The 22,627-nt window shown below is 56.1% G+C and carries 22 protein-coding genes; 8 read left to right on the plus strand and 14 right to left on the minus strand.

Translation table 11 applies throughout. The features are described from left to right. Positions 1–7 precede the first annotated feature (7 nt). Both JO972_RS05860 and folD read left to right on the plus strand, forming a co-directional pair. Complete coding sequence (locus JO972_RS05860) at positions 8–679, plus strand: lysophospholipid acyltransferase family protein (protein WP_309489079.1); 672 nt, start codon at positions 8–10, stop codon at positions 677–679. A gap of 84 nt (positions 680–763) precedes the next feature. Continuing rightward, the gene (gene folD, locus JO972_RS05865; RefSeq protein ID WP_309489080.1) at positions 764–1,642 is read left to right on the plus strand and encodes a bifunctional methylenetetrahydrofolate dehydrogenase/methenyltetrahydrofolate cyclohydrolase FolD; all 879 of its coding nucleotides are present in this window, start codon (positions 764–766) and stop codon (positions 1,640–1,642) included. 135 nt (positions 1,643–1,777) lie between these two features. On the opposite strand, the gene JO972_RS05870 is transcribed toward folD, so the two are convergent. Both JO972_RS05870 and tsaD read right to left on the minus strand, forming a co-directional pair. Continuing rightward, positions 1,778–3,034 (minus strand): OmpA family protein, encoded by a 1,257-nt coding sequence (locus JO972_RS05870; protein ID WP_309489081.1) that lies wholly within the window; start codon positions 3,032–3,034, stop codon positions 1,778–1,780. 96 nt (positions 3,035–3,130) lie between these two features. Continuing rightward, positions 3,131–4,159 (minus strand): tRNA (adenosine(37)-N6)-threonylcarbamoyltransferase complex transferase subunit TsaD, encoded by a 1,029-nt coding sequence (gene tsaD / locus JO972_RS05875; RefSeq protein WP_309489082.1) that lies wholly within the window; start codon positions 4,157–4,159, stop codon positions 3,131–3,133. A gap of 112 nt (positions 4,160–4,271) precedes the next feature. Between tsaD and JO972_RS05880 the strand changes: the two genes are divergently transcribed. Together JO972_RS05880 and JO972_RS05885 are read left to right on the plus strand one after the other, a co-directional pair. Next, positions 4,272–6,935, plus strand: coding sequence for a valine--tRNA ligase (locus JO972_RS05880; protein ID WP_309489083.1), 2,664 nt, complete (start codon positions 4,272–4,274; stop codon positions 6,933–6,935). A gap of 80 nt (positions 6,936–7,015) precedes the next feature. Continuing rightward, positions 7,016–8,113 (plus strand): hypothetical protein, encoded by a 1,098-nt coding sequence (locus JO972_RS05885; protein WP_309489084.1) that lies wholly within the window; start codon positions 7,016–7,018, stop codon positions 8,111–8,113. Between the two features lie 4 nt (positions 8,114–8,117). Here JO972_RS05885 and dtd read toward each other — a convergent pair whose 3' ends face one another. The 10 genes from dtd to JO972_RS05935 all read right to left on the minus strand — a co-directional run bounded on the left by dtd (position 8,118) and on the right by JO972_RS05935 (position 17,257). Continuing rightward, positions 8,118–8,570 (minus strand): D-aminoacyl-tRNA deacylase, encoded by a 453-nt coding sequence (dtd, locus tag JO972_RS05890; protein WP_309489085.1) that lies wholly within the window; start codon positions 8,568–8,570, stop codon positions 8,118–8,120. Continuing rightward, positions 8,561–9,535 carry a tRNA lysidine(34) synthetase TilS gene (gene tilS / locus JO972_RS05895; protein ID WP_309489086.1) on the minus strand — a complete coding sequence of 325 codons (975 nt, stop codon included), beginning with the start codon at positions 9,533–9,535 and terminating at the stop codon, positions 8,561–8,563. Before tilS ends, dtd begins: the two co-directional genes overlap by 10 nt. 46 nt (positions 9,536–9,581) lie before the next feature. Further along, positions 9,582–10,478, minus strand: a complete 897-nt coding sequence (gene trhO / locus JO972_RS05900) for an oxygen-dependent tRNA uridine(34) hydroxylase TrhO (RefSeq protein WP_309489087.1) — start codon at positions 10,476–10,478, stop codon at positions 9,582–9,584. Positions 10,479–10,611: 133 nt separating this feature from the next. Then, a complete protein-coding gene (locus tag JO972_RS05905) occupies positions 10,612–11,169 on the minus strand; it encodes a hypothetical protein (RefSeq protein WP_309489324.1) in 558 nt (185 codons plus the stop codon). 259 nt (positions 11,170–11,428) lie between these two features. Then, on the minus strand, positions 11,429–12,391 hold the full coding sequence (locus JO972_RS05910; protein WP_309489088.1) for a TlpA family protein disulfide reductase: 963 nt from the start codon (positions 12,389–12,391) through the stop codon (positions 11,429–11,431). Positions 12,392–12,494: 103 nt separating this feature from the next. Continuing rightward, positions 12,495–12,950: a LysM peptidoglycan-binding domain-containing protein gene (locus tag JO972_RS05915; protein ID WP_309489089.1), complete on the minus strand. Its 456-nt coding sequence runs from the start codon at positions 12,948–12,950 to the stop codon at positions 12,495–12,497. 150 nt (positions 12,951–13,100) lie between these two features. Beyond that, positions 13,101–13,907: a TatD family hydrolase gene (locus tag JO972_RS05920; RefSeq protein ID WP_309489090.1), complete on the minus strand. Its 807-nt coding sequence runs from the start codon at positions 13,905–13,907 to the stop codon at positions 13,101–13,103. 6 nt (positions 13,908–13,913) lie between these two features. Then, on the minus strand, positions 13,914–15,695 hold the full coding sequence (locus JO972_RS05925; RefSeq protein ID WP_309489091.1) for a POT family MFS transporter: 1,782 nt from the start codon (positions 15,693–15,695) through the stop codon (positions 13,914–13,916). Positions 15,696–15,708: 13 nt separating this feature from the next. Beyond that, the gene (locus JO972_RS05930; protein WP_309489092.1) at positions 15,709–16,401 is read right to left on the minus strand and encodes an HAD family hydrolase; all 693 of its coding nucleotides are present in this window, start codon (positions 16,399–16,401) and stop codon (positions 15,709–15,711) included. A gap of 31 nt (positions 16,402–16,432) precedes the next feature. Beyond that, positions 16,433–17,257, minus strand: coding sequence for a mechanosensitive ion channel family protein (locus tag JO972_RS05935; protein WP_309489093.1), 825 nt, complete (start codon positions 17,255–17,257; stop codon positions 16,433–16,435). Between the two features lie 107 nt (positions 17,258–17,364). Here JO972_RS05935 and JO972_RS05940 point away from each other — a divergent pair, with 107 nt between their 5' ends. From JO972_RS05940 to rnhC, 3 genes are read left to right on the plus strand one after another with little or no spacing between them, the layout of a single operon-like run. Then, positions 17,365–18,684 carry an aspartate aminotransferase family protein gene (locus JO972_RS05940; protein WP_309489094.1) on the plus strand — a complete coding sequence of 440 codons (1,320 nt, stop codon included), beginning with the start codon at positions 17,365–17,367 and terminating at the stop codon, positions 18,682–18,684. 4 nt (positions 18,685–18,688) lie between these two features. Further along, complete coding sequence (locus tag JO972_RS05945; protein ID WP_309489095.1) at positions 18,689–19,537, plus strand: aminotransferase class IV; 849 nt, start codon at positions 18,689–18,691, stop codon at positions 19,535–19,537. Beyond that, positions 19,534–20,439, plus strand: coding sequence for a ribonuclease HIII (rnhC, locus tag JO972_RS05950; RefSeq protein ID WP_309489096.1), 906 nt, complete (start codon positions 19,534–19,536; stop codon positions 20,437–20,439). The genes JO972_RS05945 and rnhC overlap by 4 nt, the downstream gene beginning before the upstream one ends. 86 nt (positions 20,440–20,525) lie before the next feature. On the opposite strand, the gene JO972_RS05955 is transcribed toward rnhC, so the two are convergent. Next, positions 20,526–21,683, minus strand: a complete 1,158-nt coding sequence (locus tag JO972_RS05955; RefSeq protein ID WP_309489097.1) for a 3-dehydroquinate synthase — start codon at positions 21,681–21,683, stop codon at positions 20,526–20,528. Positions 21,684–21,829: 146 nt separating this feature from the next. Continuing rightward, positions 21,830–22,072: a YMGG-like glycine zipper-containing protein gene (locus JO972_RS05960; RefSeq protein ID WP_309489098.1), complete on the minus strand. Its 243-nt coding sequence runs from the start codon at positions 22,070–22,072 to the stop codon at positions 21,830–21,832. A gap of 207 nt (positions 22,073–22,279) precedes the next feature. Between JO972_RS05960 and JO972_RS05965 the strand changes: the two genes are divergently transcribed. Then, on the plus strand, positions 22,280–22,606 hold the full coding sequence (locus JO972_RS05965) for a putative quorum-sensing-regulated virulence factor (protein WP_309489099.1): 327 nt from the start codon (positions 22,280–22,282) through the stop codon (positions 22,604–22,606). Positions 22,607–22,627 lie beyond the last annotated feature (21 nt).

Below are 22,627 nucleotides of genomic sequence, written 5' to 3' on the forward strand. Positions count from 1 at the left end.
AGCAACGGTGAGTAAAGGATCGGATATCAGAGGCACTTGGAAACAGCGACTGGCTGGCAAGGTGGTCACGGTGTTGATTAAGCTGTTAGGCCTGACTTTGCGCTGCAAGTTGGAAGACCCGCATGGCGTCCGTGCGCTGGCCCAGCCAGGGGTGCCGGTCATCTGGGTGTTCTGGCATAATTGTCTGATTGCAGCGCCACTGAACAAAACCAAATTCAGCGGCAGCGCGCCAGCCAGTGCTCTCGCCAGCGCCAGCAAGGACGGCGCGGTGATCGAGTCGGTAGTGAGCAGCTTTGGAGTGAAAACCGTGCGCGGCTCAAGCTCCCGTCGCGGCGTCGCGGCCTTGATTGCTTTGAAAAAAGCGCTGAAAGCAGGCGAACAGCTCTTTGTCACTCCGGATGGTCCGCGTGGCCCGCGCTACCACTTGCAGCCGGGGATTGTGAAGCTGGCTCAGTCGTCCGGCGCTCCGGTGCTGCCGGTGAGATTCACCCATAGCTCCAGCTGGCGGGTGAAAAGTTGGGACCGTTTTCACATTCCCAAACCCTTCAGTCGTATCACCATTCACCTGGAAAAGCCGATCCAGGTTTCGGCGCGCATGGACGGAGAGGCATTTGAGCAATGTCGCAAGGGGATTGAGACAGCCCTGCGCCAAGGCGTGGATGATTTGCCGGAACTCTAACCGTCGGTGGTGGTGGGCATGGAAATGCGATACTTTTCTCAGTTTATTCTTTGCTGATAGGTCCCAATAGTTTTCCCTGATGACGTGAGCACAATCATCGATGGTAAAGCGGTAGCCGAAAAAGTCCTGGCCGAATGCGGTCAGCAAATTGAGGAGTTACAAACACGCGGCGTGGTTCCCGGCCTCGCCGTGGTTCTGGTCGGTGATGACCCTGCTTCAAAAGTTTACGTGGGCTCGAAAGTGCGCAAGTGCGCCGAGCTCGGCCTGCACTCCCGCAAGATTGAACTGCCTGCCGATGCCACCCATCAGCAGGTGCTGGATGTGGTGCATGAGCTGAATGCCGATCCCCAAATCCACGGTATCCTGGTGCAGTCGCCACCTCCGCCGCAGATCGATGAAGACGCCATTGTTAGGGCGATCGATCCCGCCAAGGACGTCGATGGATTTCATCCTGAAAATGTTGCGAAACTCGCACTGGAAGACAGCAGCGGCTATGTGCCCTGCACTCCGGCCGGCTGCATGCGCCTGCTCAAGGAGGCTGGTGTGGAAACTTCCGGCGCCGAGGCCGTGGTGATTGGTCGCAGCATGATTGTGGGCAAGCCCATGGCGCTGCTGCTGATGAGCAAGGAGGGCAATGCCACCGTCACCGTGGCGCACTCACGGACCAAGGACCTCGTCGAGGTGTGCCGTCGTGCGGATATTATTGTGGCAGCAATTGGTCGACCCGAATTCGTCACCGCCGACATGGTGAAAGACGGAGCCGTGGTGATCGATGTGGGTATCAACCGAGTCGAAGATGCTTCCGCCAAGCGCGGCTATCGTCTGGTCGGTGATGTTGCTTATGACGAGGTGGCACCGAAGTGCTCAGCCATCACTCCTGTTCCTGGCGGCGTGGGTCCAATGACCATCGCCATGCTGATTTCCAACACGATCAAAGCGGCGTGTCAGAGTCAGCGGGCTTAATTGCTATTGTCTAGAGGGGATGGGGCGCAAAGAGGAAATCTCGAAAAGTCTCTTTGCTGATCGCCCTAAACGGAACCCTCTCGACGAAGGGCTCAAGCCCTCCGTCATGAAGTGAATCTCTTGGTAGCTTAGCGGCTACTTGACAATCTCCCAGACCTCACAGATCTGGTTTTGGGTGTGATCCTCGGTGGAAAAACGGCTGGTCTGACCGAGGTAGACAGCCTTCACCTGCTGGCCGCTCTCTTTCATGGTGTTCACCACGGAGGCCACCGTGGTGGCGCGCTTGGCTGAGAGCTCGCGGTTGCTTTTTGCATCACCCGTTTTCGAGGCGTAACCGACCACCAAGAAAAAGGTGTCGGGGTCTTTCTTCGTGCTCAATGCCTGACGGATCAGAGCCTCGCGATCGAAGGTGATCTGCGATGAGCCGGTGGCAAATTCCTGACGCAGCACGATGCGGGCGTTCAGGGTGGTTCCGATGTTTTGGTAGGCTGCAGCCAGCTGTTGAGGGTTGGTGTTTTCCAATGTGCGCAGGCGCTCGAAAAGTGCGGCGGCCTCTGCTGGGAGATCCTTGTAGGATTCGATGAACAGTCGAGTGCGATCAAGCTGGGCACGGAGGCGTTGGATTTCATAACGCTGTTGATTGACCCTTGGGCGGAGCTGCTCGAGCTCGGCCACGACATCGCTGTATTTCTTCCGCTCTACGCTGTTCTTGGCATCTTCTCTGAGTGCGTTCACTTGCTGCTGGAGTTGTTTTTCCTTGGCAATGCTGACGTCGAGCATCTTGTTCAGGCTGGCGAGCTGTTCGTTGGTGGGACGTGACTGAAATTCGGTCAGTTGCTTGCGCAGCATGGCGGCCTGGTTTTCGGCGATTTTCAGATCGTTCTGCAAGCGAGTTACTTCAGCGCTAGCATTGCCGGCTTGAGCAAGCTCCTTCTGCAGGGTCGCGATTTGTGCATAGAGTTGCTGTGAGTTCTGAGAGTGGGCATTGAGTTCACTCTCGAGTTTGCGCATGGCGGCGTCTTTTTGTGCCAGCTCTTTTTCCCACTGACTGGTCAGGGCTGCGAGTGATACGGCATCGCGCTGGAGGCGATCGGCCATGCTGCGTGCGCTGTGTGCGCTTTCAGGCAGAGGTGCTTCACCGCGGCTCTGGCGGATGGCATTGGTGTCAGCGCGGAGTTGAGCATTACGGGCTTTAAGCTCCGTGAGGTCAGAAGAATCCTTTTTGCTGAACGGGCTCTGACCGTTCATGGAGAACATCAGCATGATAAACAGCAGAACCACGACGAGAATAATCAGCCCAGTTGTGAGGGCTGGGTTGGCTGCAGGTTTCGTCGCGACGACAGGGGCTGCTTGTTCGGGTGTGCTTGAGGTGGTTGATTCTTGGTTTTCCATGGTGGGAGGAAGTTGGTTCGAGAGGTGTGTGCTGGGGTTTAGCGTGTTTTGAGGGCGAGTGCAAGGTCGCTGTTTTTGGGGGCAATCGCGGCTTGTTTAAGCGTGGGCGAGCTTGAGGTTGGGGTTGATATCCTCATGTAAACTGGATTTTTTACCCCGCAGATGACTGTGTAAGGCGACGAAGCCAATCATCGCGGCGTTGTCGGTGGAGAGGGCGGGGGGCGCGATCAGCAGTTCGAGCCCATTTTGGTCGCAGGCCTCTTGCATCGCGTTGCGCAAGGTCTTGTTGCAAGAAACGCCGCCGGAAAGGGTGATGAGTTTTTCTCCGCATTGCGCAGCGGCGCGCAAGGTTTTGGTTACCAGCACATCAATGACCGCTTGTTGAAACGAGGCACAGAGGTCGGGGATCGCGTCCTTGGGAGCACGGCCCTGTTCGGGGTCGAGCTTTTCCAGCTGATAGAGCACCGCCGTTTTTAATCCTGAAAAGGAGAAGTCCAGGCCTTCCTTCATCATGGCGCGCGGAAAGTCGAAGGCGGTCGCTGATCCCTGATGAGCCTGTTTTTCGATCTCAGGGCCGCCAGGGTAGGGCAGGCCGAGCATTTTTCCTACCTTGTCGTAAGCCTCGCCCGCGGCATCGTCGCGGGTGCTTCCTAACAGCTTGTAATCGCCGAAGTCGCGCATGTGGATCAGCAGGGTGTGGCCGCCGGAGACGATCAGGGCGAGGTTCGACTTCAGTTCGGGAGCTTCCAGGAATGGCGACAGCAAATGTCCTTCCATGTGGTTGACTGAAATGAACGGTTTGCCGGTGGCCACGGAGAGTGACTTGGCGGTGGTATTGCCCACCAGTAGGGAGGAGGCCAAGCCGGGGCCGGCGGTGGCACCGAAGGCATCAATGTCGTGGATTTTCAACCCGGCATTGGCCAGCGCCAGTTCGATGAGGGGGCGCAGGTGCAGCGAGTGGTTTCTGCTGGCCAGCTCAGGCACCACACCGCCGAACTCGCGGTGGATGTCAATCTGGGAGGAAATCTCAGAGGCCAGGATCTCCAGCTGACCCGGCTCGTGGCGTAGGATCGCCACAGCGGTTTCGTCGCAGCTGGATTCGATGGCGAGGATCGTCGTCGGCATGGGGATTTTTTAAACAGGAAATCCGCAATGCACAGGATAATTTTGACCACAGGATGAGTTTAGCCGCGAAGCGGTCTTTACAAAAGCAGGCGGCTTTGGCAGAAACCGCGCCATGTCCGAGCTTCCCAAAGCCTATGAACCGCAAGCGGTTGAAAAAAACTGGTATGCCGCCTGGTTGGAAAACCAATGTTTCAGTGCCGACCCCTCATCGGAGAAGGAAGGTTACTCCATTGTCATCCCGCCCCCGAACGTCACCGGCATTCTGCACCTTGGACACGTTCTTAATAACACCATTCAAGACATTCTCTGCCGCCGCGCGCGTCAGCAGGGGAAAGAGGTGATGTGGCTGCCTGGCACCGATCACGCAGGGATTGCCACCCAGACGAAGGTGGAGCGACAGCTGCGCGACGAGGAAGGAAAGACCCGCCGCGACGTCGGACGTGAGGCATTTCTCGAACGCGTCTGGGACTGGAAGGACAAACACGGCGGCATCATCATTCAGCAGCTGAAACGTCTCGGTTGCTCCTGCGATTGGGAACGCGAGCGCTTCACCATGGACGAGGACTACTCGAGCCAAGTCTCCGAGGTGTTCACCAAGCTCTTCAACGACGGCCTGATCTACCGCGGCAAACGCATGGTCAACTGGTGTCCGGTTTCCCTGACCGCACTCTCTGACGAGGAGGTGATCTCCAAGCCTCAGAAATCCAAACTTTACTTCATGAAATACGAACTCGTCGATGCCCCCGGCGAGTTCCTGGAAATCTCCACCACCCGACCCGAAACCCTGATGGGCGATGTCGCTGTGGCGGTGAACCCGAAAGACGAACGCTACACCGATCTGATCGGGAAGAAAGTGCGCCGTCCGTTCCCTGCGGCTGAAATCCCCATCATCGCAGATGATCACGTGGATGTGGAGTTCGGCACCGGTGCCCTGAAAATCACTCCTGCCCACGACAAGGCGGACTTTGACATTGGTATGCGCCATGATCTGGAAATCATCGATACCTTGAATGCCGATGGCACGGTGAACTGCCCCGAGTGCCCGGACCTCGATGGTCTGGATCGCTTTGTCGCCCGTAAAAAAGCCGCGCAGAAGCTCGAGGAACTCGGCCTGCTGATCAAGGTGGAGGAGCACGACAACAACGTCGGCTACTCCGAGCGCGCTGATGTGCCGATCGAGCCGCGCATTTCCATGCAGTGGTTCCTGAAATACCCGGCCACGGAAGAAACCGCCGAGGCTGTGGCCAAGGGGGACATTCAATATCGTCCTGCCCGCTGGGCCAAAACTCACGCCAACTGGATGGACAACATTCAGGACTGGTGCATCAGCCGCCAGCTCTGGTGGGGGCACCAGATTCCGGTGTGGTATCGGAAGGAAAAATCCGAGGCCCTGCTCGCCGCCGAGTCGCTCGACGTGGCTGATCTCGAAGCTGGCGATATCTACGTCGGTGCCGAGCCACCGTCCGACCCGGAAAACTGGGTGCGCGATGAAGACGTGATGGACACCTGGTTCAGCTCATGGCTGTGGCCTTTTGCTACCATGTCGGAGGACGAGCAGAAGAAATTCTACCCCACCAGCGATCTGGTCACCGGTCCGGACATCATCTTCTTCTGGGTAGCCCGCATGATCATGGCCGGCTTCTACTTCAAGGATGAGATTCCGTTCAAAAACGTGTTCTTCACCTCCATCATCCGCGATATCAAAGGGCGGAAGATGAGCAAATCCTTGGGCAACTCACCGGATCCCATCGACCTGATGGACCAGTATGGTGCCGATGGCCTCCGTTTCGGATTGCTGCGCACCGCTCCTGTGGGGGCGGACGTTCGCTTTGACGAATCCTTGGTTGCCGAAGGTCGGAACTTTGCGAACAAGCTCTACAACGCCTGCCGCTTCCGCCAGATGCTGGACAGTGGTGCCAGCGAGATTCATGCTCAGCTCACCGAGGTCAGCGGACTGCGTCCGTATCACATCGATATCGCCCGCAAGCTCGACCAGCTCACGGCGGATCAGGAGAAGGCATACGGCGATTACAAGTTCAACGAAATTGGCCAGCAGCTCTATGACTTCCTCTGGAGTGAGTTCTGCGATAAATTCCTGGAGGCCGTGAAAGGTGACCTGCGCGAGTCTGCCAGCGAAGCGGCGCGGAACACCACCTTGGCCGTTTTCGATGCAGTGATGAGTCGCTACCTGCAATTGCTCCACCCCTACATGCCGCACATCACCGAAGAGCTGTCTGCCCGGATGGGATACGTTTCCGAAGGTGAGTTCCTGATGCAGAAAGAGCTCCCATCCACTCGTCTGATCGAGGGGCAGGAAGACGCTGCCAGCCGCGCCGATGCCGTCTACACCACGGCCGGTCGGATGCGCAACCTGAAGGCCGAATACAATGTGGCCGCCCGCAAGGATGTGAAATTCATCATCATCAAAGCCGAGCCATGGCTCGCGGATGAGTCGGATGTGCTGGGCCTGCTGGCTGGTGGTGAAATTGAAATTTGCGATAGCTACGATGCCCCCAAAGGAACTCCAGCCGCCGTCACCGATGTCGGTGAGGTCTACATGCCGCTGGAAGGCCTGATCGATGTGGAAGCTGAGAAAGCCCGACTCGACAAGGAGATCTCCAAGGTCGAAATCGAGGTGAAGAAATGCGACGGCAAACTTGGCAATGCCGCCTTTGTCGATAAAGCACCGGCGGCACTTGTCGATCGGGAAAAAGCACGCCGCGAGGAGTGGAGCCAGAAACTCAGTCAGCTGCAGGAAATGCGCAACGCCCTCTAACATAGACGACTGCAAACCGGGGGCACATCTTGCTTGTCACCCGGTATCAGTCAGCTAGCCTGCGAGCAGAATTCACGTTGATGCCCAAAATCGAGGACATACCCGCACTCCCCAGTGATGCTGCAGAGCTCTTGGAAGCCGTAGGCTATCTGGATGTGGCGGATCTTGCCGGTGCGGATCTGCATCAGCTCCATGCCGAGCTGGTCAAGGCGAATGAGAAGCTGCAGATTGCCGAGACCACACCTAGCGTAGCCGATCTCAAAAGTTGGCGTGGCGAACTCGGGGACGAAGCGGCCGCGGAAGAGAACTTTGCCGATGATGATGCGGACGAAGCTGAGACTTCGGAATCCGAAGCCAGCGAAGCAGCGCCCAAGCCTAGCGATCATCAAGGTGACCTTCATGTCATTGAGATGGAGGAGGGGGTGACCAACTTTGAAAACGAGCAGGAGGTCATCGACATGCTGCAAATGTCTCCCACCGCCGAGCCCTTGCCGGCAGCGTTGATCAAGGAGAACCGCTTAGCCGTTTCCGACATCCCCGAGGGCATTCTGCTCACCGCGTGGGAAGGCGAACTCGAGGTCAATGTCATGAACGCCAGCAAGCCGACTGAGGCTGAAAAGCGTGAAGCCGATGCCAAACGCACCGGACTGATGACCTCACGCATTCGAGGTTTTGACCAGGCCGACGCTCCTGACCATGTGGTGAAACCACTCGACCGAGGGAAGCCGAAAGATGTGGTTTCTGTCAGTAAGGACCTGAATTCCGGCATCGACCCCTCATCACGGCGTTTTGTCCGCGGTGTGCTGCACCCGAGTCCGGGGAACGTGAAAACTTCTGCCTTTTTCACCGCCGTGGTGCAAATTCTGTTGGTCGCCAACTTGATTGGAATCCCGTGGATGCTGATCCACGAATATCGCAGTGGCGTGGAAATGATGGGCTGGGTGATCGGTCTGTTTTCAGGGCTTGTGGTCGCTGCGCTCTGCTATCTTTTCTGGGGGCTGAGTGCACGTTGCCGCATCTGCAGTCAGCGCCAGTTTACTCCTAAAAAGTGCCTTAAGAATAAGAAAGCCCATCACATTCCTCTGATCGGCTACATCTTTCCCACCGCCTTGCACGCCTTATTCTACAAGTGGTTTTACTGCATTTACTGCGGCACGGCGATTCGCTTGAAAAAGTAGCAAACTACTCCCTTGCGTGAGAGTCCATGGTGATGGTCACCGGGCCATCGTTGACCAGGGAGACCTGCATATCGGCACCGAATTCTCCCCGGGCACAGGCTTTACCCAGCTCCTTTTCCGCTGTGGCGAGGAATTGCTCGTAAAGGGGGATCGCCACTTCGGGGCGGGCTGCTTTGATGAATGAGGGGCGGTTGCCTTTTTTCGTGCCTGCATGCAGAGTGAACTGACTGACAACTAACAACTCGCCATCAACATCCGTCAGACAGCGGTTCATTTTCCCTTCGTCGTCTGGAAAAATACGCATCTTGGTGATCTTGCCGACCAACCAGTCGATGTCCGTCTGACTGTCCTCGGGAACGATTCCTAACAAAATAAGAAAGCCGTGACCAATCTTGCCGGCAACTCGACCTTCGATGCTGACACTTGCTTCGGATACGCGTTGAATAACTACTCGCATGATGGATGGGATGGTGATGAATCGATAAACAGTCGCTTCTCTTTGCGTCTGAAATAACGATCTTGGGGAAGGTTGACTTTGGCGATGCTGCTGTCTTCGATCAATGACAGGCAGCGCGTGATGAGGTCGGAGCTGATCTCGGCCACCTGATGCTTTTGCAGATAATCGTGCACGGCCATCTGGCGCAGGGCGGGGGAGAGGGAGGCGAGGGTGGGCAAATAGAGTCGACCCTGCGGGTCTTCCAGCTCGTAGCCCTGCAAGACCTCTTGCAGCGATTGCTGGGTCGATTGCGCAATGGCGGCGGCGCGCACCAGTGCCGGTTTCACGTTTCTGCCCATGATGTCTTCTAACAAGGGTAGCGCCTCGTTACGCAAGCGGTTCCGCGTTGCCACCGCCTGGGCATTGCTGTGATCCTCGCGGTAGCTGATGTGCTGCTGCTGGATATATGCATCGATGTCACTGCGGGTGGTCTGCAACAGGGGCCGCAAGAATTGCAGGGAGACGCCATCGATTTCATGCTGTGATGCATGGTCCATGCCCTTCAGTCCGCCCGAGCCGCGCAGGAGGTTGAACAAAATGGTCTCCGCCTGGTCATCGGCATGATGCGCCAGCAAGACGCAGTGGCAATGGTGCTGCACGGCGCAGCGACTGAAAAACTGGTGCCGGGTATTGCGCGCCGCTAGCTCTATCGACTGCTGACGGCTTTCTGCCACTGAGGCCACATCCACGGAGGTCAGCTCGCAGGGGAGGTCGAACCTTTTTGCCAGGTCCTCGACCCATGCGGCGTCTTGCTCCGAGTCCGCCGCGCGCAGCCGATGGTTCACATGGCAAAGCACCAGCTTGTCATAGCCATGCTCGAGCAGGCTGTGCAACAAGGCGACGGAGTCCCGACCACCGGAAATGGCGAGCAGGAAGGTATCGCCTTTCGAGTGCGTGAGGAACTCGGGATGAAGAGGGAGCTTCACGTGCGATACGATAGAAAAGTCTCAATCACTTGTCGAGACGGAGCGATTAAGACGCGGCGGCAGCGGCTGCATCGCGGCATTTCTCGCAGCAGTAACGGCCGGATGCAGGTTCACATTTCTCGCAGCAGAAGTGTTGATCGTTGCAGGGTGGGTAGGCGCAGTTGACGTAGCGAGAGCTTTCCTCGCCACAGTGGATGCAGTGGCTGACGGTGCTCGGGTTGACGTGGTTGACGGGAACTCCCACGCGCTGGTCGAAGACGTAGCATTCGCCATCGTAATTCTCGCCGCGCGCTTCCGGGTCTTTGCCGTATTCGACGATGCCTCCCAAGAGCTGATTGACGTCCTCAAAACCTTCCTTCACCAGAAAACCACTGAACTTTTCACAGCGAATTCCACCGGTGCAGTAGGTTAGGATTTTTTTGCCATCGAGTTCCTCGCGGTGCTCTTTGATCCACTCGGGCAGCTCCTTGAAGTTGCCGATGTCCGGGCGGATGGCTCCTTTGAAATGCCCGAGATCGTATTCGTAATCATTGCGGGCATCGAGGATGACGGCCTCGGGGTTTTCCATTTCCTCTTTCCATTCCTTCGGCGTGAGGTGCTTGCCGGTGTATTCGTTCGGGGAAATATCCTCGTCGCCCAGGCCGAGGGTGACGATTTCATCGCGTGCCTTGACCGAGAGCTTGGGAAAGACGTGATCCTGCTCTTCATCGATCTTGAAGGTCATGGCTGCCGTGCGGGGATCGGCGTGCATGGCTTCGATGTAGGCCTCACAGGCGGACCTAGGGCCAGAGAGCGTGCCGTTGATGCCTTCCTTGGCGACGATGATGCGTCCGAAAAGTCCCAGCTCCTCGCATAAGGCACGCTGTTGATCACGATACAGTTCGGGATCCTCGATATCGGTGTAGAGATAATAAAGAAGAACAAGAAATGGTGGCTGCTCCATGGCTGTTGCTTAAGTCAAAATGAAACAGGGTGCAAGTATTTGAATTTATGCACGCTGAGGCGTCGAAGGCGACACAAAAAGGGACGCCGCATGTTCGTGCGGCGTCCCTGAATAATGAAAATGGATGGGCGGACTACTTTTTCTTTTTAGTCGCTTTTTTGGCCGTCTTCTTGGCGACCTTCTTCGTGGTTGTTTTCTTCTTAGCAACCTTCTTTTTGGACGCCTTTTTCGCTACCTTTTTCTTGGCGGCTTTTTTGGCTTTTTTCGCAGTTTTCTTGGTGGCTTTCTTAGCCGTCTTTTTCTTACCTGCTTTTTTTGCCTTCTTAGCGGCCTTCTTCGCTACCTTTTTCTTGGCGGCTTTCTTGGCTGATTTCTTTTTAGCGACCTTTTTCTTGGCTGCTTTTTTTGACTTTTTGGCGGCCTTCTTCGCAGACTTTTTCTTAGTCGCTTTTTTCGCAGATTTCTTTTTGGTGGCCTTCTTGGCTTTCTTAGCTGCCTTTTTCGCTACCTTTTTGCTGGCGGTTTTTTTCTTCACCGCAGCTTTGCGAGCCACTTTTTTCTTACTCACTTTTTTAGCGACCTTCTTACGGGTTACTTTTTTAGTCGTGGACTTCGTGGCGCGTTTGGCAGCGGCTTTTTTCGCCTTGCGTGGTGCAGCTTTCTTTTTAGCGGACTTTTTTTTGGCAGCCATATTCGTGTTTGTTAGGGTATGTTCGTTGTGTGGTCATCGCTTCCGCTTCCCTGTGATGACGATGTCGTCGTGGAGAAGTGTGTCGATTGTTAGAGTGGGGGCTTTTGATGATGCGCTGTTCCTGTTAGGGGGTGGCGCAAATAAATAACACTCTTTTCACTTAACAGAATGCCCTAACCGTTTTGATTGGTCAAGGAGGGAATTTGGCGTCGGGTGATGTAAGGCCTTGAGCATGTGTTGAAAACCTCGGGGGCGTGTCTCAGTCGTCCGCATGTTTATGTTCGGTATTGTTAGGCCGATGCAATTCAGGGGCTAGTTTTTTCAGTTCCTGCCAGAACGTTTCTTGTGACGGGTGACCGTTAAAGAGGATTTTCCCATCGGGTGATACCAGCACCATCGTGGGCACATCGACGATGCGAAGTTGGGTAGCGAGTGAGTTTTTGTTAGATCCTGCAATCCATGCACACTTGGCCGTATCTTGAACTTCTTTACGGATTTCATCAGCGTCTTTCTTGATCTCCGGTCGATGCCCGATGAGCACTGATGCGACTGCGATACCGTGTTCTTGGCACTCGGCAGATGTGGCGGCGAAGTCCGGCATGTTGATCTGCACTTCCTGACTCATGGGTGACCAGAAGTGGAGCAGTAGCGCTTTTTTATGCTTCATCAGGGAGCCGAGGGTGATTGGCTTGCTGCCGTCTTGAGGCTGCAAGACGAAGTCTGGCTTTAAGGTGACTTTTGCCATGGCCTTTTGCAGTCTTAATCGCTCAATCGGTGGTGCGTAAATCTGCGCGTGTTTGGGGCTCAGCCAGAATGCTTCGGTGATGTGTTTTTTGAATTCAGCTTGTTGATTATTCTCCAGGGCGGCCAGCGCTTGGGTGTAGTGAACCACGGACAGCCAATCTTCTTTGACGCCAAAAATTTCCGAGGCGTCGGGATCGAACTTTTCACGCCATGGCAGGAGTTCGGCTGAGAACTTGGCAAGGGCTTGATTGTCGCCCTGATCCACAAGGTGTAGAAACCGAGCTTCGAGAATCACCTGCGGGTGCACGTTGGTCTCGATGGCCTTGGCGATGGCTTTTTCAAATTCTTGATTGCTGAGGCTGGAAAAGATTGTGTCTAACAGTTCCTGTTTGGCTTTTTCCGTTGAGGCTGCAGCGGGGGGATTTTCCTGCGCCAAACAGAAAGAGCTCATAACGAGGGCAAGGAGGAGATGTTTCATAGCTGAAAGGTCGAGCTTCTGCTGCGAAATACCAAGCCAAAAAAAGGGCAGGCTACACGCCTGCCCTTGCAAAGGATGATGGGATAACGAACGAGTGCTCCGTTTATTGACCGGGGATGATCAGAGTTTGGCCGGTGCGGATGTTGGTATCGGTGAGGTTATTGGCCGCTTGAATGGCTTCGATGGAAGTGCCGTATTTTCTAGCAAGGCCCCAAAGGCTGTCGCCGGAAACCACTTCATGGCTACCGTTTGAAACTGAAGGCGCGATGGCGGCTACTGGGTTGGGCGAATTAGCCGGGAGGTTGACATTGGGAACCGGCTGGTAAGGGGCTGCGCTGCCACCTGCGGGGGTGTAGGTGCCTGCTTCGCCAGCTGTTTGTGGCACACCGTAAGGATTAGCTGCTGCAGCTGGGGCACCGTATGGATTGGTGACTTGAGCCTGTTGGGATTCTTTCCACGCCTTGTAATCAGGGTCCATCAGTCCGCAGGAGGAAAGAGAGAGGGTGGCGACTGCGGCCAGGGCGGTGATGGCGATTGGGGAGATGGTGTTGTATTTCATAGCTTTGTTGATTGGGGAGGGGGTTGGTGGGGCCTCGCATAAGCGATTGCTGTTTATTTAGCATTTATTAACCATTTGTAAAATGGAAGTTTTAAAAAGGGCCGTCAGTTATCAAGGTAACGGCATCAGCAGGCCCGATCTTTCGGGGGATCAGCTAGGGAATTTGAAAAAGGAAGCAGCCGTGGCCTCTGTGTGTGCTGCCAGTTCTTCCAGGGTTTCGCCACGGGCATTAGCGATCGCTTGGGCGGTGTGGCGGGTGAATGCCGGTTCGTTGCGTTGGCCTCGATGAGGAACGGGTGCGAGGTAGGGGGAATCCGTTTCCACCATGAACGCTCCGGTAGGACAGGCTTTTGCCGCAGCAAGCACCTGCGCGGCATTTTTGAAGGTGGCGATGCCGGTGAAGGAGATCAGCCCGCCGAGGTCGAGGATCGGCTGCGCCTGCTCCAGCGAGTAGGGCCAGCAGTGAAACACGGCGCGGACGCGGTCGGCAAAGCGGCGGTAAATCGTGATGGCATCCAGCAACGAGGCCTCACCGGATTTGTCTCGGGTGTGGATAACGATGTTTTTTCCCAAGCGGGCGGTGAGTTCGAAGTGCTGGCTTAGCAAATCGCGCTGGCGTTGATGATAGGCTTCATCCGTCCAGCCCTCGGGCGCAGGGTGGAAGTAGTCCAGCCCGGTCTCACCGATGGCGACGCAGCGTTCGTCCTGCGCCAGGGGCTCTAACGACTCGAGATAGTCATCGGGCGTTTCATGCACGTCGCAGGGGTGGATGCCGATGCAGGCGAAAACCTCCGGGTGCTGCTGTGCGAGCTGCAAGTTCGTTTCGGCATCATCCAGACTGGTGGCCAGGGTCACCATGCGGGTGACGCCCAGCTCTTTCGCGCGCGCGATGACGGCCGGTATTTCCTCGGTGGGAAATTGATGCGATGCGAGGTGGCAGTGAGAGTCGGTTAGCATGGGGTGTTACTCTTGCAGGTAGCTTTTGGGTTGGTAGAGAATGGAGAAAGGAATGAACAAGATGGCGGTCACCAGCATCAGCTTGGTGAAGAACCAGAAGTAGTCGGCGCCTTCCAGACTGGTTTGGCCACCGGCGTAGTAGCTCACCTTGACTGGATCGCTGACTGCGTTGTTCGCCGTGCTTTCTTCGATCATGTTGAGTTTTCTTTTCTCTTTCTGCAGCCAGGTGCCTTCTTCTTTTTCGGTGGCCTTATCCACCTGAATCATGATTCCGAGGTCCCACTGGGTCTTGGCCGTCTTATCGGGGCCATCGGATGAGAGTCTGGCTTTGTTGGAGCTGATCTGGGTGTAGCGCAGTGGGTTGCCCCATGGATCGATCACGCTGCTGAAGGCCTCATTGCCTGAAATCGTCGTCGGTAACGCTTGGGTGGTCCGGTAGATGCTTTTGATGGTGGCGGCAGATTCCTTGAGTAGGGAGGTCACTGGCGAAGTGATCTTGCCATCGACCAGTTCGAGGTCGTCGTCGCTGCCGAGTTTGCCGTCGTAACCGGCGTGGGCTGTTTCTTCCACCAGTGCCACTTCGGGGATCTGGATGTAGATGTTGATGGCTCCGGTGATCAGGTTTCCGACGGTGACGGAGACCAGGAAGATGGCCATGACGAAGGACTTCATGCGTCGGGGCGCCTGGGTGTAGGCGAACTCCAGGCAGACGATGGAGATCATGATCTCGGCCGAAGTGAAAATCAGGTAGGCGAGCAGCTGCCACCAGACGGTTGGGGTTTCGCCGCGGTCGATAGCTTCCTGGGCGATGGAGATGATGGCAAAGGAGATCGCCATGATGAACAGGCCGGCTCCCACTTTGCGCAGTGGCGTGAGAGGGATGACCTTATTGACCGCTGGGTAAATCCCCCAAGTGAACAGGGGAATGAGCACCAGGATGAGGAAGGGGTTGGCGGCCTGGATCTGTGAGGGCAGCACCTCGATGCCAAAGACATTCAGGTCCATTTTCTCAGCCTGAAACACCAGCGTGGATGCTGTTTGGTCAAACAGACACCAGAACACGGCGACAAATAAGAACAGGGGGATCAGCTTGCCAATGGCCACCAATCCTTCGCGGCTGGTGAGCTCTTTCAGGAAAGAGGATCCGTGCGCCGGAATGTGGATGAACTTATTCCGCCCCATCCAGAACGCGATGGTGGCCAGCACCATCAAGATGCCGGGCAAACCGAAGGCGAGGTGAGGGCCATGCCACTTGAGCACCCAGGGGATGGCGAGGTTGGAAATCACGGCGCCAAAGTTGATCGAGAGGTAGAAGATGTTGAAAATCTTGGTCAGCAGATGCTGGTTTTTCAGACCAAATTGATCGCCCACGTGGGACGAGACGCAGGGTTTGATGCCGCCGGCACCCAGCGAGATCAGTCCCAAGCCAGCCAACAGCCAGACCTGAACCGAGCCGGCGATCCCCATGAAGGCGAGGCAGAGGTGGCCCAGGCAGTAGACGATGGAGAGGGTGATGATGGTGCGGTATTTGCCCAAAAAGATATCGGCAATCAGCGCTCCTAACAGAGGTGTGAGGTAGACGGCGGAGTTGAAAAACGACACGTAAGCCGTGGCGCTGGCCTCGTTCATGGACTCGCCGCCTAGCACGCCGAGGTAGTTGGCGAGGAAGATGGCGAGAGCCGCCTTCATGCCATAAAACGAAAACCGTTCGGCGGCTTCGTTGGATATGATGTAGGGGATGCCGCCGGGCATCCGCTCTGATTCTTCCGGGTGGGATCTGTAGGACATGGGTGTGTGTGTGTTAGGTGGCTGGGTCGATGAGGGGAAGGAGCTCGGCAATGTGATCGATGCTGAACGGTGGCTTCTCCGCGGCGAGAGCCGGTGCATCGTGATAGCCCCAGGTGGCGGCGATCGGGATCATGCCGGCATGGCGCGCGGTTTGCAGATCGATGGTGGAGTCGCCCAAGAATGCAATCTCCGCGGGAGGGATCTTGAGGAGCTCGGCGATGTCGAGCGCTCCGGCCGGGTCAGGTTTCGCGGCGAAGCCGTCGCGGTGACCGATCACGGCGGAAAAGGTGATACCGGGAAACAGGATATCGGTGATCTGCTGGCAGAAGACGTGCACCTTGTTGGAAAAAATCGCGATCGCCGTGCCTTGATCTTTCAACGCTTCCAGCACCTCAACGACTCCCGGATAGGGCGCGGTGCCGTCTTTCCACGACTGCGCGTAGTCCTGCTTCATGCCGTCCACCATGGCGTCCAGTTCCTGCTCGGACACCTCGCGGTTCACGGCCCGCTCGACCAGCACACTCATGCCGTCACCGATGAATGTGCGAACCACCGACTCGGGATGCTGGGGCATGCCGAATTTCTCCAGCACACGGTTCAACGAAGCTGCAATGCCGGGGAGCGAATGAATTAGAGTTCCATCGAGGTCGAAAATAACGGCGCGTATCACGCGGCGGAGCATCAGGTGGATGCTCCGCAAGATCAAGACTTACCCATGCAAAAGTGGCAACTGAGAACTATGAATTCACCTTGTGGAGGTGCACGTCGCTTTGTGGGTAGGGGAAGGAAATACCTTCTTTGTCGAATTCCTTCTTCACCTTCTCGGTGAGGTCAAAGGTGATTCCCCAGAAGTCGCCTGTGGCGCCCCAGACACGCAGCACGATATCGACGGAGCTGGCCCCCAAGTTTTTCACTGCAAGGAAGGGCTCCGGTTCTTTGTGAATGCGCTCGTCGGCTTGCACAATGCGGAGGATGACTTCCTTGGCGTGATCGATATCGTCATCGTAGCCGATGCCAAAGATGAGCTCTACGCGGCGGGTGCTTTCGGCGGAGTAATTGATCACCGTGTTGGTGGCGACTGGGCCATTCGGCAGAATCACGCGTTTGTTGTCGGCGGTGTTGACGATGGTGTTGAAAATTTGGATGGAGGTCACTTTGCCGATTTCACCTTGGCTTTCAATGACATCACCCACCTTGAATGGCTTGAGGATGAGCAGCAGCACGCCACCGGCGAAGTTCTGCAGCGTTCCGGAAAGTGCCATACCCACGGCCAAGCCAGCGGCACCGAGGATGGCGACGAAGGAGGTTGTGGGGAAGCCGGCGATGCCAATACTGGTCACGACTAACAGCACCTTGAGCCCCATGCCCACTAGGCTGAGGATAAACGACTCCAGCGCCTCGTCATAATCGACTTTGTCAAACCACTTGCGCAGGCCTCCGGTGATCATGTTACAGACTTTCCAGCCGATCCATAAGGTGACCAGTGCGAGTAAAAACTTCAGCCCGTGAGTGGTGGCGAGCTCGGTGATTTGTTGGAGAATTTCTGAGAAGTCGATGTCCATGGCTCCTTGTTATGCGCTGTCTGCCGATCGTGCAACTGGAAACCTGTTACCGCGTGTTCATCGACACCCGTTCTCGACAGTATCAGCCAGCAGGTTAGAATGAGATCATGCTTCCCAAGCTCACCACACATATCCCCGGGCCACGGTCTCTGGCGCTGAGTCAGGACCTGAAAAAATATGAATGCCGGAATGTGACCTACACCGCCGATGATTGGCCGGTGTTCTGGCAGCGGGCCGAGGGGGTGAATGTTTGGGATGCGGACGGGAATCGCTTTCTCGATGTCACGGCCGCCTTTGGGGTTGCTGGGCTGGGCCACGGATGGTCGGCCGAGTTCATGCGGGAGCAGTCCGGCCAGATGATTCACGGCATGGGTGACGTGCACCCCACGGCCTTGAAGGTGGATGTCTGCCGCAAGCTTTCTGCCATGACCTTCGAACGCTGGGGGCACGGGATCGGGAAAACCATCCTTAGCAACTCCGGGTCCGAGGCGGTGGAGTCGGCCTTGAAAACCGCCCTGATGGCCACGGGGAAAAGTGGTGTGGTTAGTTTTAAGAACAGTTACCACGGACTGGGTTACGGTGCTTTGTTAGGAAGTGGTTTTGATAAATTTCGCAAGCCCTTTGAGAGTCAACTGGCGCCGCTCAGAAAGGTGCTGGATTTTCCCGCCGATGCGGAAGACGGTTTGATTCGCCTCGCCATGCAGCTCAAGGAACTGAACCCCGAGGAAATTGGCGCACTGATCGTTGAGCCGATCCAAGGACGGGCCGGCAAGCTGGTGCCTCCACTGGGTTTGTTAGGGATGCTGCGATCGTGGTGTGATGTTTCCAATGTCGTGCTGATCTTCGATGAGATCTTCACCGGCTTCAACCGCAGTGGAAAACTTTTTGCCTGTGAGTGGGAGAGCATTGTTCCGGATATCATCTGCGTCGGGAAATCGATGAGCGGTGGCTATCCGATCTCTGCCTGTGTCGGAAAAAGTGATGTCATGGACGCGTGGCCGGAGTCCACCGGCGAGGCTCTGCACACCAGCACCTTTCTTGGTAACCCGGTGGGTTGTGCCATGGCCTCGGCATCGTTAGACGCCCATGCCGAGGATCACGTTGCTGAGAAGGTCCAGGCGACCGGTGACAAGTTGATCGCTGAGCTGAACAAAATCGATCACCCGCTGATCCATGAGATCCGGGGGCGCGGACTGATGATCGGGGTCGAGCTTCGGCACGACGATGGCACGCCCGCCGGAGATGTGGCTGGTGCTGTGCTGTCGGATATGTTACGTCGTGGAGTCATTATGCTGGCCGATGGTGAGGCTGGAAATGTGTTGGCCTTCACGCCTCCCTTCGACCTCAGCGATGAGGAGATCGAATTTCTTGCTCACCAGCTTTGGAATGCCATCAGCTCCGCAATCTATCAACTAGCAGGGAAATAAGATTATGAACGAAGAACGAATTGTATGGTTTAACGGCATGCTGATGCCGGATGATGAAGTCGCCCTATCACCCTTTGACCTCGGCGTGGCCAATGGCTTGGGAGTCTTTGAAACCTTGATGGCCTATGAGGGGAGCACGCCGACCTTTGACCGTCATTACGAGCGACTGAAAACCTCGGCGGCAGTGATGGATTTGGCGGTGCCTGTGGCGGCGGAGCTGGCCGATGCCATTCAGGGGGTGATCAAGGCGAACGAACTCGAGGGTGAAAGAGCTCGGGTGCGCATTACGCTCGGCACTGGCAGTCGTCCGATGCAGTCCAGCGATGATTCTTGTGACATTCAGGACTACATTTTCATTACCGCCGTGCCCCAACCTGAGCGGACGGATATCGCCGAACTGATCTTGGTGCCAATGCGGTGCAACGAGCGCAGTGCGACGTCAGGGTTGAAATCCACTTCCTACGCAAATTATCTGTTAGCATATCGTCATGCTCGGAAAGAAGGTGCCGATGAGGCTGTGATGATGAATACCATGGGGCAGCTCTGTGAGTGTTCGATGGCGAATCTGTTTGTGGTCAAAGACGGCTGCGTTTTCACTCCTCCCTTGAGTAGCGGCTGCCTGCCGGGGGTGACCCGTGGCTTGGTGATGGAACTGTGCCAGCGCGAGGGGATTCCGGTGGAGGAAGTCGAGCTCACCGAGGATGTTTTGTTCATTTCCGAGGAAATCTTTATCACCAGCTCGGGCAGGGAAGTGCAGGCAGCTAAAATGGTCGATACTAGTCTAACAGGTCCTGGCCCGATCACTCAACGGCTCGCCGACGCCTATCGCGACATCATCACGCAGTCCGCATGAGTTTGCACAGTTATACCAGTCCGATCCAAGTCGGCGATGTGGAAAAGATCCGTCGGCTGCTGGACGACGCCGGTTTCGAGTTCAGCAGCAAGCCCTACGCGCATTTTTCAGCGAAGAAGGGCAAGCTCAATGTGACGGTCTATGAAAAAGGCCCGAAGGTTTTGGTGCAGGGAAAGGAGACGGAGGATTTCGTGAAATTCACGCTCGAGCCTGAGGTGTTAGGTGAGGCGAAGCTGGGATACGAGGAGGTGAACCAACCGGAAATGTTTGAGCCGCACTTTGGCATTGATGAGAGTGGCAAGGGCGACTTTTTCGGTCCCTTGGTCATTGCCGGAGCCTACACTGATGCCGCATCCACCCGCGCCTTGATGGATGCCGGCGTGATGGATAGTAAACGCATCACCAGTGCGGCCAAGATTGCCAAGCTGGCGACCATGATCCGTCAGACACGCGGGGTGAAGTATGATGTGGTGAGTATCGGACCGGAAAGTTACAACCGGCTCTACGGGTCGTTCAAAAACCTCAACCGCCTCTTGGCCTGGGGGCACTCGAAGGTGATTGCCAATCTCGCCGAAATGGTTCCCGACTGTCCACGCGCCTTGAGCGATCAGTTTGCTCGCAAGGAGGTGTTAGAAAGAGAATTGGCAAAACACGGAGTCAACCTCGAGCTGCAACAACGGACCAAAGGGGAGAGTGACGTGGCCGTGGCCGCAGCTTCGATTTTAGCGCGCGAGCGTTTTGTGCAGTGGATGGACCAGTCGAGTGAGAAATCCGGAGTGAAGATTCCCTTGGGTGCCGGACCGCATGTCTTGGAGGCCGCCCGCGCGTTGATTGCCGCCCACGGTGAGGAGATCCTACCGAAGGTGGCCAAGATGCACTTCAAGACGGCACAAGAAGTCTGAGGAATAGGGGCATTGAGCTGCACTCCTCTGATCTCGAGCGTCGTCGCTGAGGCCTTGGACATCGCCAGTCCAAGGCTCAAAACTAGCTACGATTTCAGCGCGCCGCTGTAAACTTCCAGCCATTCGATACATTCGGCTAACAGCTCGGTATCCATGGTGTGCACATCCTCGCCTTTGCCGAGATCCTTCAGCAGCAGCACGGTCAGTTCACCACCGAGGTGCTCGCGGAATTCCTCCAGTCCCAAGAACACCGAGCGTTGTCCGTCGGCATTGGTTTGGGTTAGTGCCGGGTGCCAGATATCCAGCTTGAGCGTGATGAGAACTTTCAGCACCCGCATGGCTGATTCTTCGTCGAGACGTCCTGTTTTCCAGGAGTAGACGGTATCGAGCGCCACACCCACACCTACGGCATCGGCATGACTGAGGGCGAAATCGGTGAGCTGCTCCATCTTGTGGGCCGCCCAGTGACCGTAGTCGAGTGGGCGACTGTTCCCCGTTTCAAAGGGATCACCACCGTAGGCGATGTGCGAGGCGTGCAAGAGGGCGGAGCGTTCTACCACCTCCTCAAGAGCGTGTGGTTTGAGCTCGGAAAGCTGTTCGGCATTGTCTTCGATCCAGTGGAAAAATGAGGCGTCTTTGACCAGAGCCACTTTCACCGCTTCCACCAGTCCGGCCCGGCGTTCGGTTTCCGGTTGACCGTGGAGGAAGGTGAAATCGTTGACCACGGCGTAGGGGACCGCGAAGCTGCCGAGGAAATTCTTTTTGCCATAGGCATTGATGCCATTTTTCACCCCGACACCGCTATCGTCCTGAGATAGGCAGGTGGTGGGGAAGCGCACCAGGCGGATGCCGCGGTGGGCGGTGGCTGCGGCGAGACCGATGACATCGAGGTAGGCGCCGCCGCCGATGCAGAGAATGTAGGAATGGCGATCGATACCCGCCTTTTCAATGGCGTCCCATGCGGCTTGCAGGGTGTTGGCATCGCGCTTGCAGAATTCGCCACCAGTCTGGACGATGGTGCCGCGCGAGACAAAGCCGGGCATGCGGTCGAGGTAGTCGTTGACCTGTTGTTGCAATTCAGGAAATGCCTCGGCCACACCGTTGTCGATAAATGCCAGAACTTTCGCATGGCCGTTGGTTTCCAAAAGATCGATCAGCACCCGGCTGTCCGCGGCGAAGGTATCGCTGGTGAAGCGGATGCGATGTTTGTTGCTGATTCTGATGTCAAAGTCTTTGCCGTGCATGATCGTGATACGCGGATGCGTTCGGCAATATTAGCCAGAAAATTAGAAAAAGCTAGACCGATTGATTTCTGATAGCGTCATCAAAGGGGCAAAAAAAAGAGACGCCACCGAAGTGCCGTCTCTTGAGTGATTCTCTAGGTCTGGGTTTAGTAACCAGCGGCGTTCTCTTTCGAACGACCGACCGCGTAGCCGGTGCCGCCGCCCACAGCTGCGCCGATCAGGGCACCTTCAGCGGCATGGCCGGATTGGTTGCCAATGATGGCTCCACCCAGAGCACCGATGCCGGCGCCGACAGCTGCGTCTTGATGCGCTGGACGCGTATTTGGGCCGCAGCTGGAGAGTGAAATGGCGGAAGCCGCAACAGCGGTCAGAGTCAGTAGTTTTTTCATAATGGTAGGTCTGTTTCTATTGGATTGGGGTGAAGGAGTTAGTTAGATGATGAACTCATTCTTTCATAACCCTACTAATGAGACGAAAAGGCTCAAGAAGTATTCAGGAATAATTGATTAATCGATGGAACGCTTTGGTCACAGAAACTTTGGAAAAGTGATGGCAACGATTGCTTCCCGGACGCCAACGCCTTAGGTTGCGGGTTTATGGATATCACCGAAATCGACCGCGAAGACTTTCGCAACTTGCTCAATGACATTGGCAATACCTTCATGCCCTTCGGGCGGTTCGGGCCCAAGGATTTTCCACCTTCGGGGATGCCGATCTATGATTTGCCCCCGGAATACCTCGCCTGGTTTCAGGAACGAGGGTTTCCGAAAGGTCGCCTAGGCGAGCTGATGGAGGCCGTGCACCACATCAAGGATGTCGGCATGGACAGTGTTTTCAATCCGATCCGCGAAGCTTGCGGAGGACGGAGAAGTGTGAGGAAACGTCGCAACCGAAGAGGCGACTCCGAAGACTTTGGGGTGTAATGCGGCGAGTTGCCGACCCGA

This window comes from Oceaniferula flava (assembly GCF_016811075.1).
In the GTDB taxonomy this organism is placed as follows: domain Bacteria; phylum Verrucomicrobiota; class Verrucomicrobiia; order Verrucomicrobiales; family Akkermansiaceae; genus Oceaniferula; species Oceaniferula flava.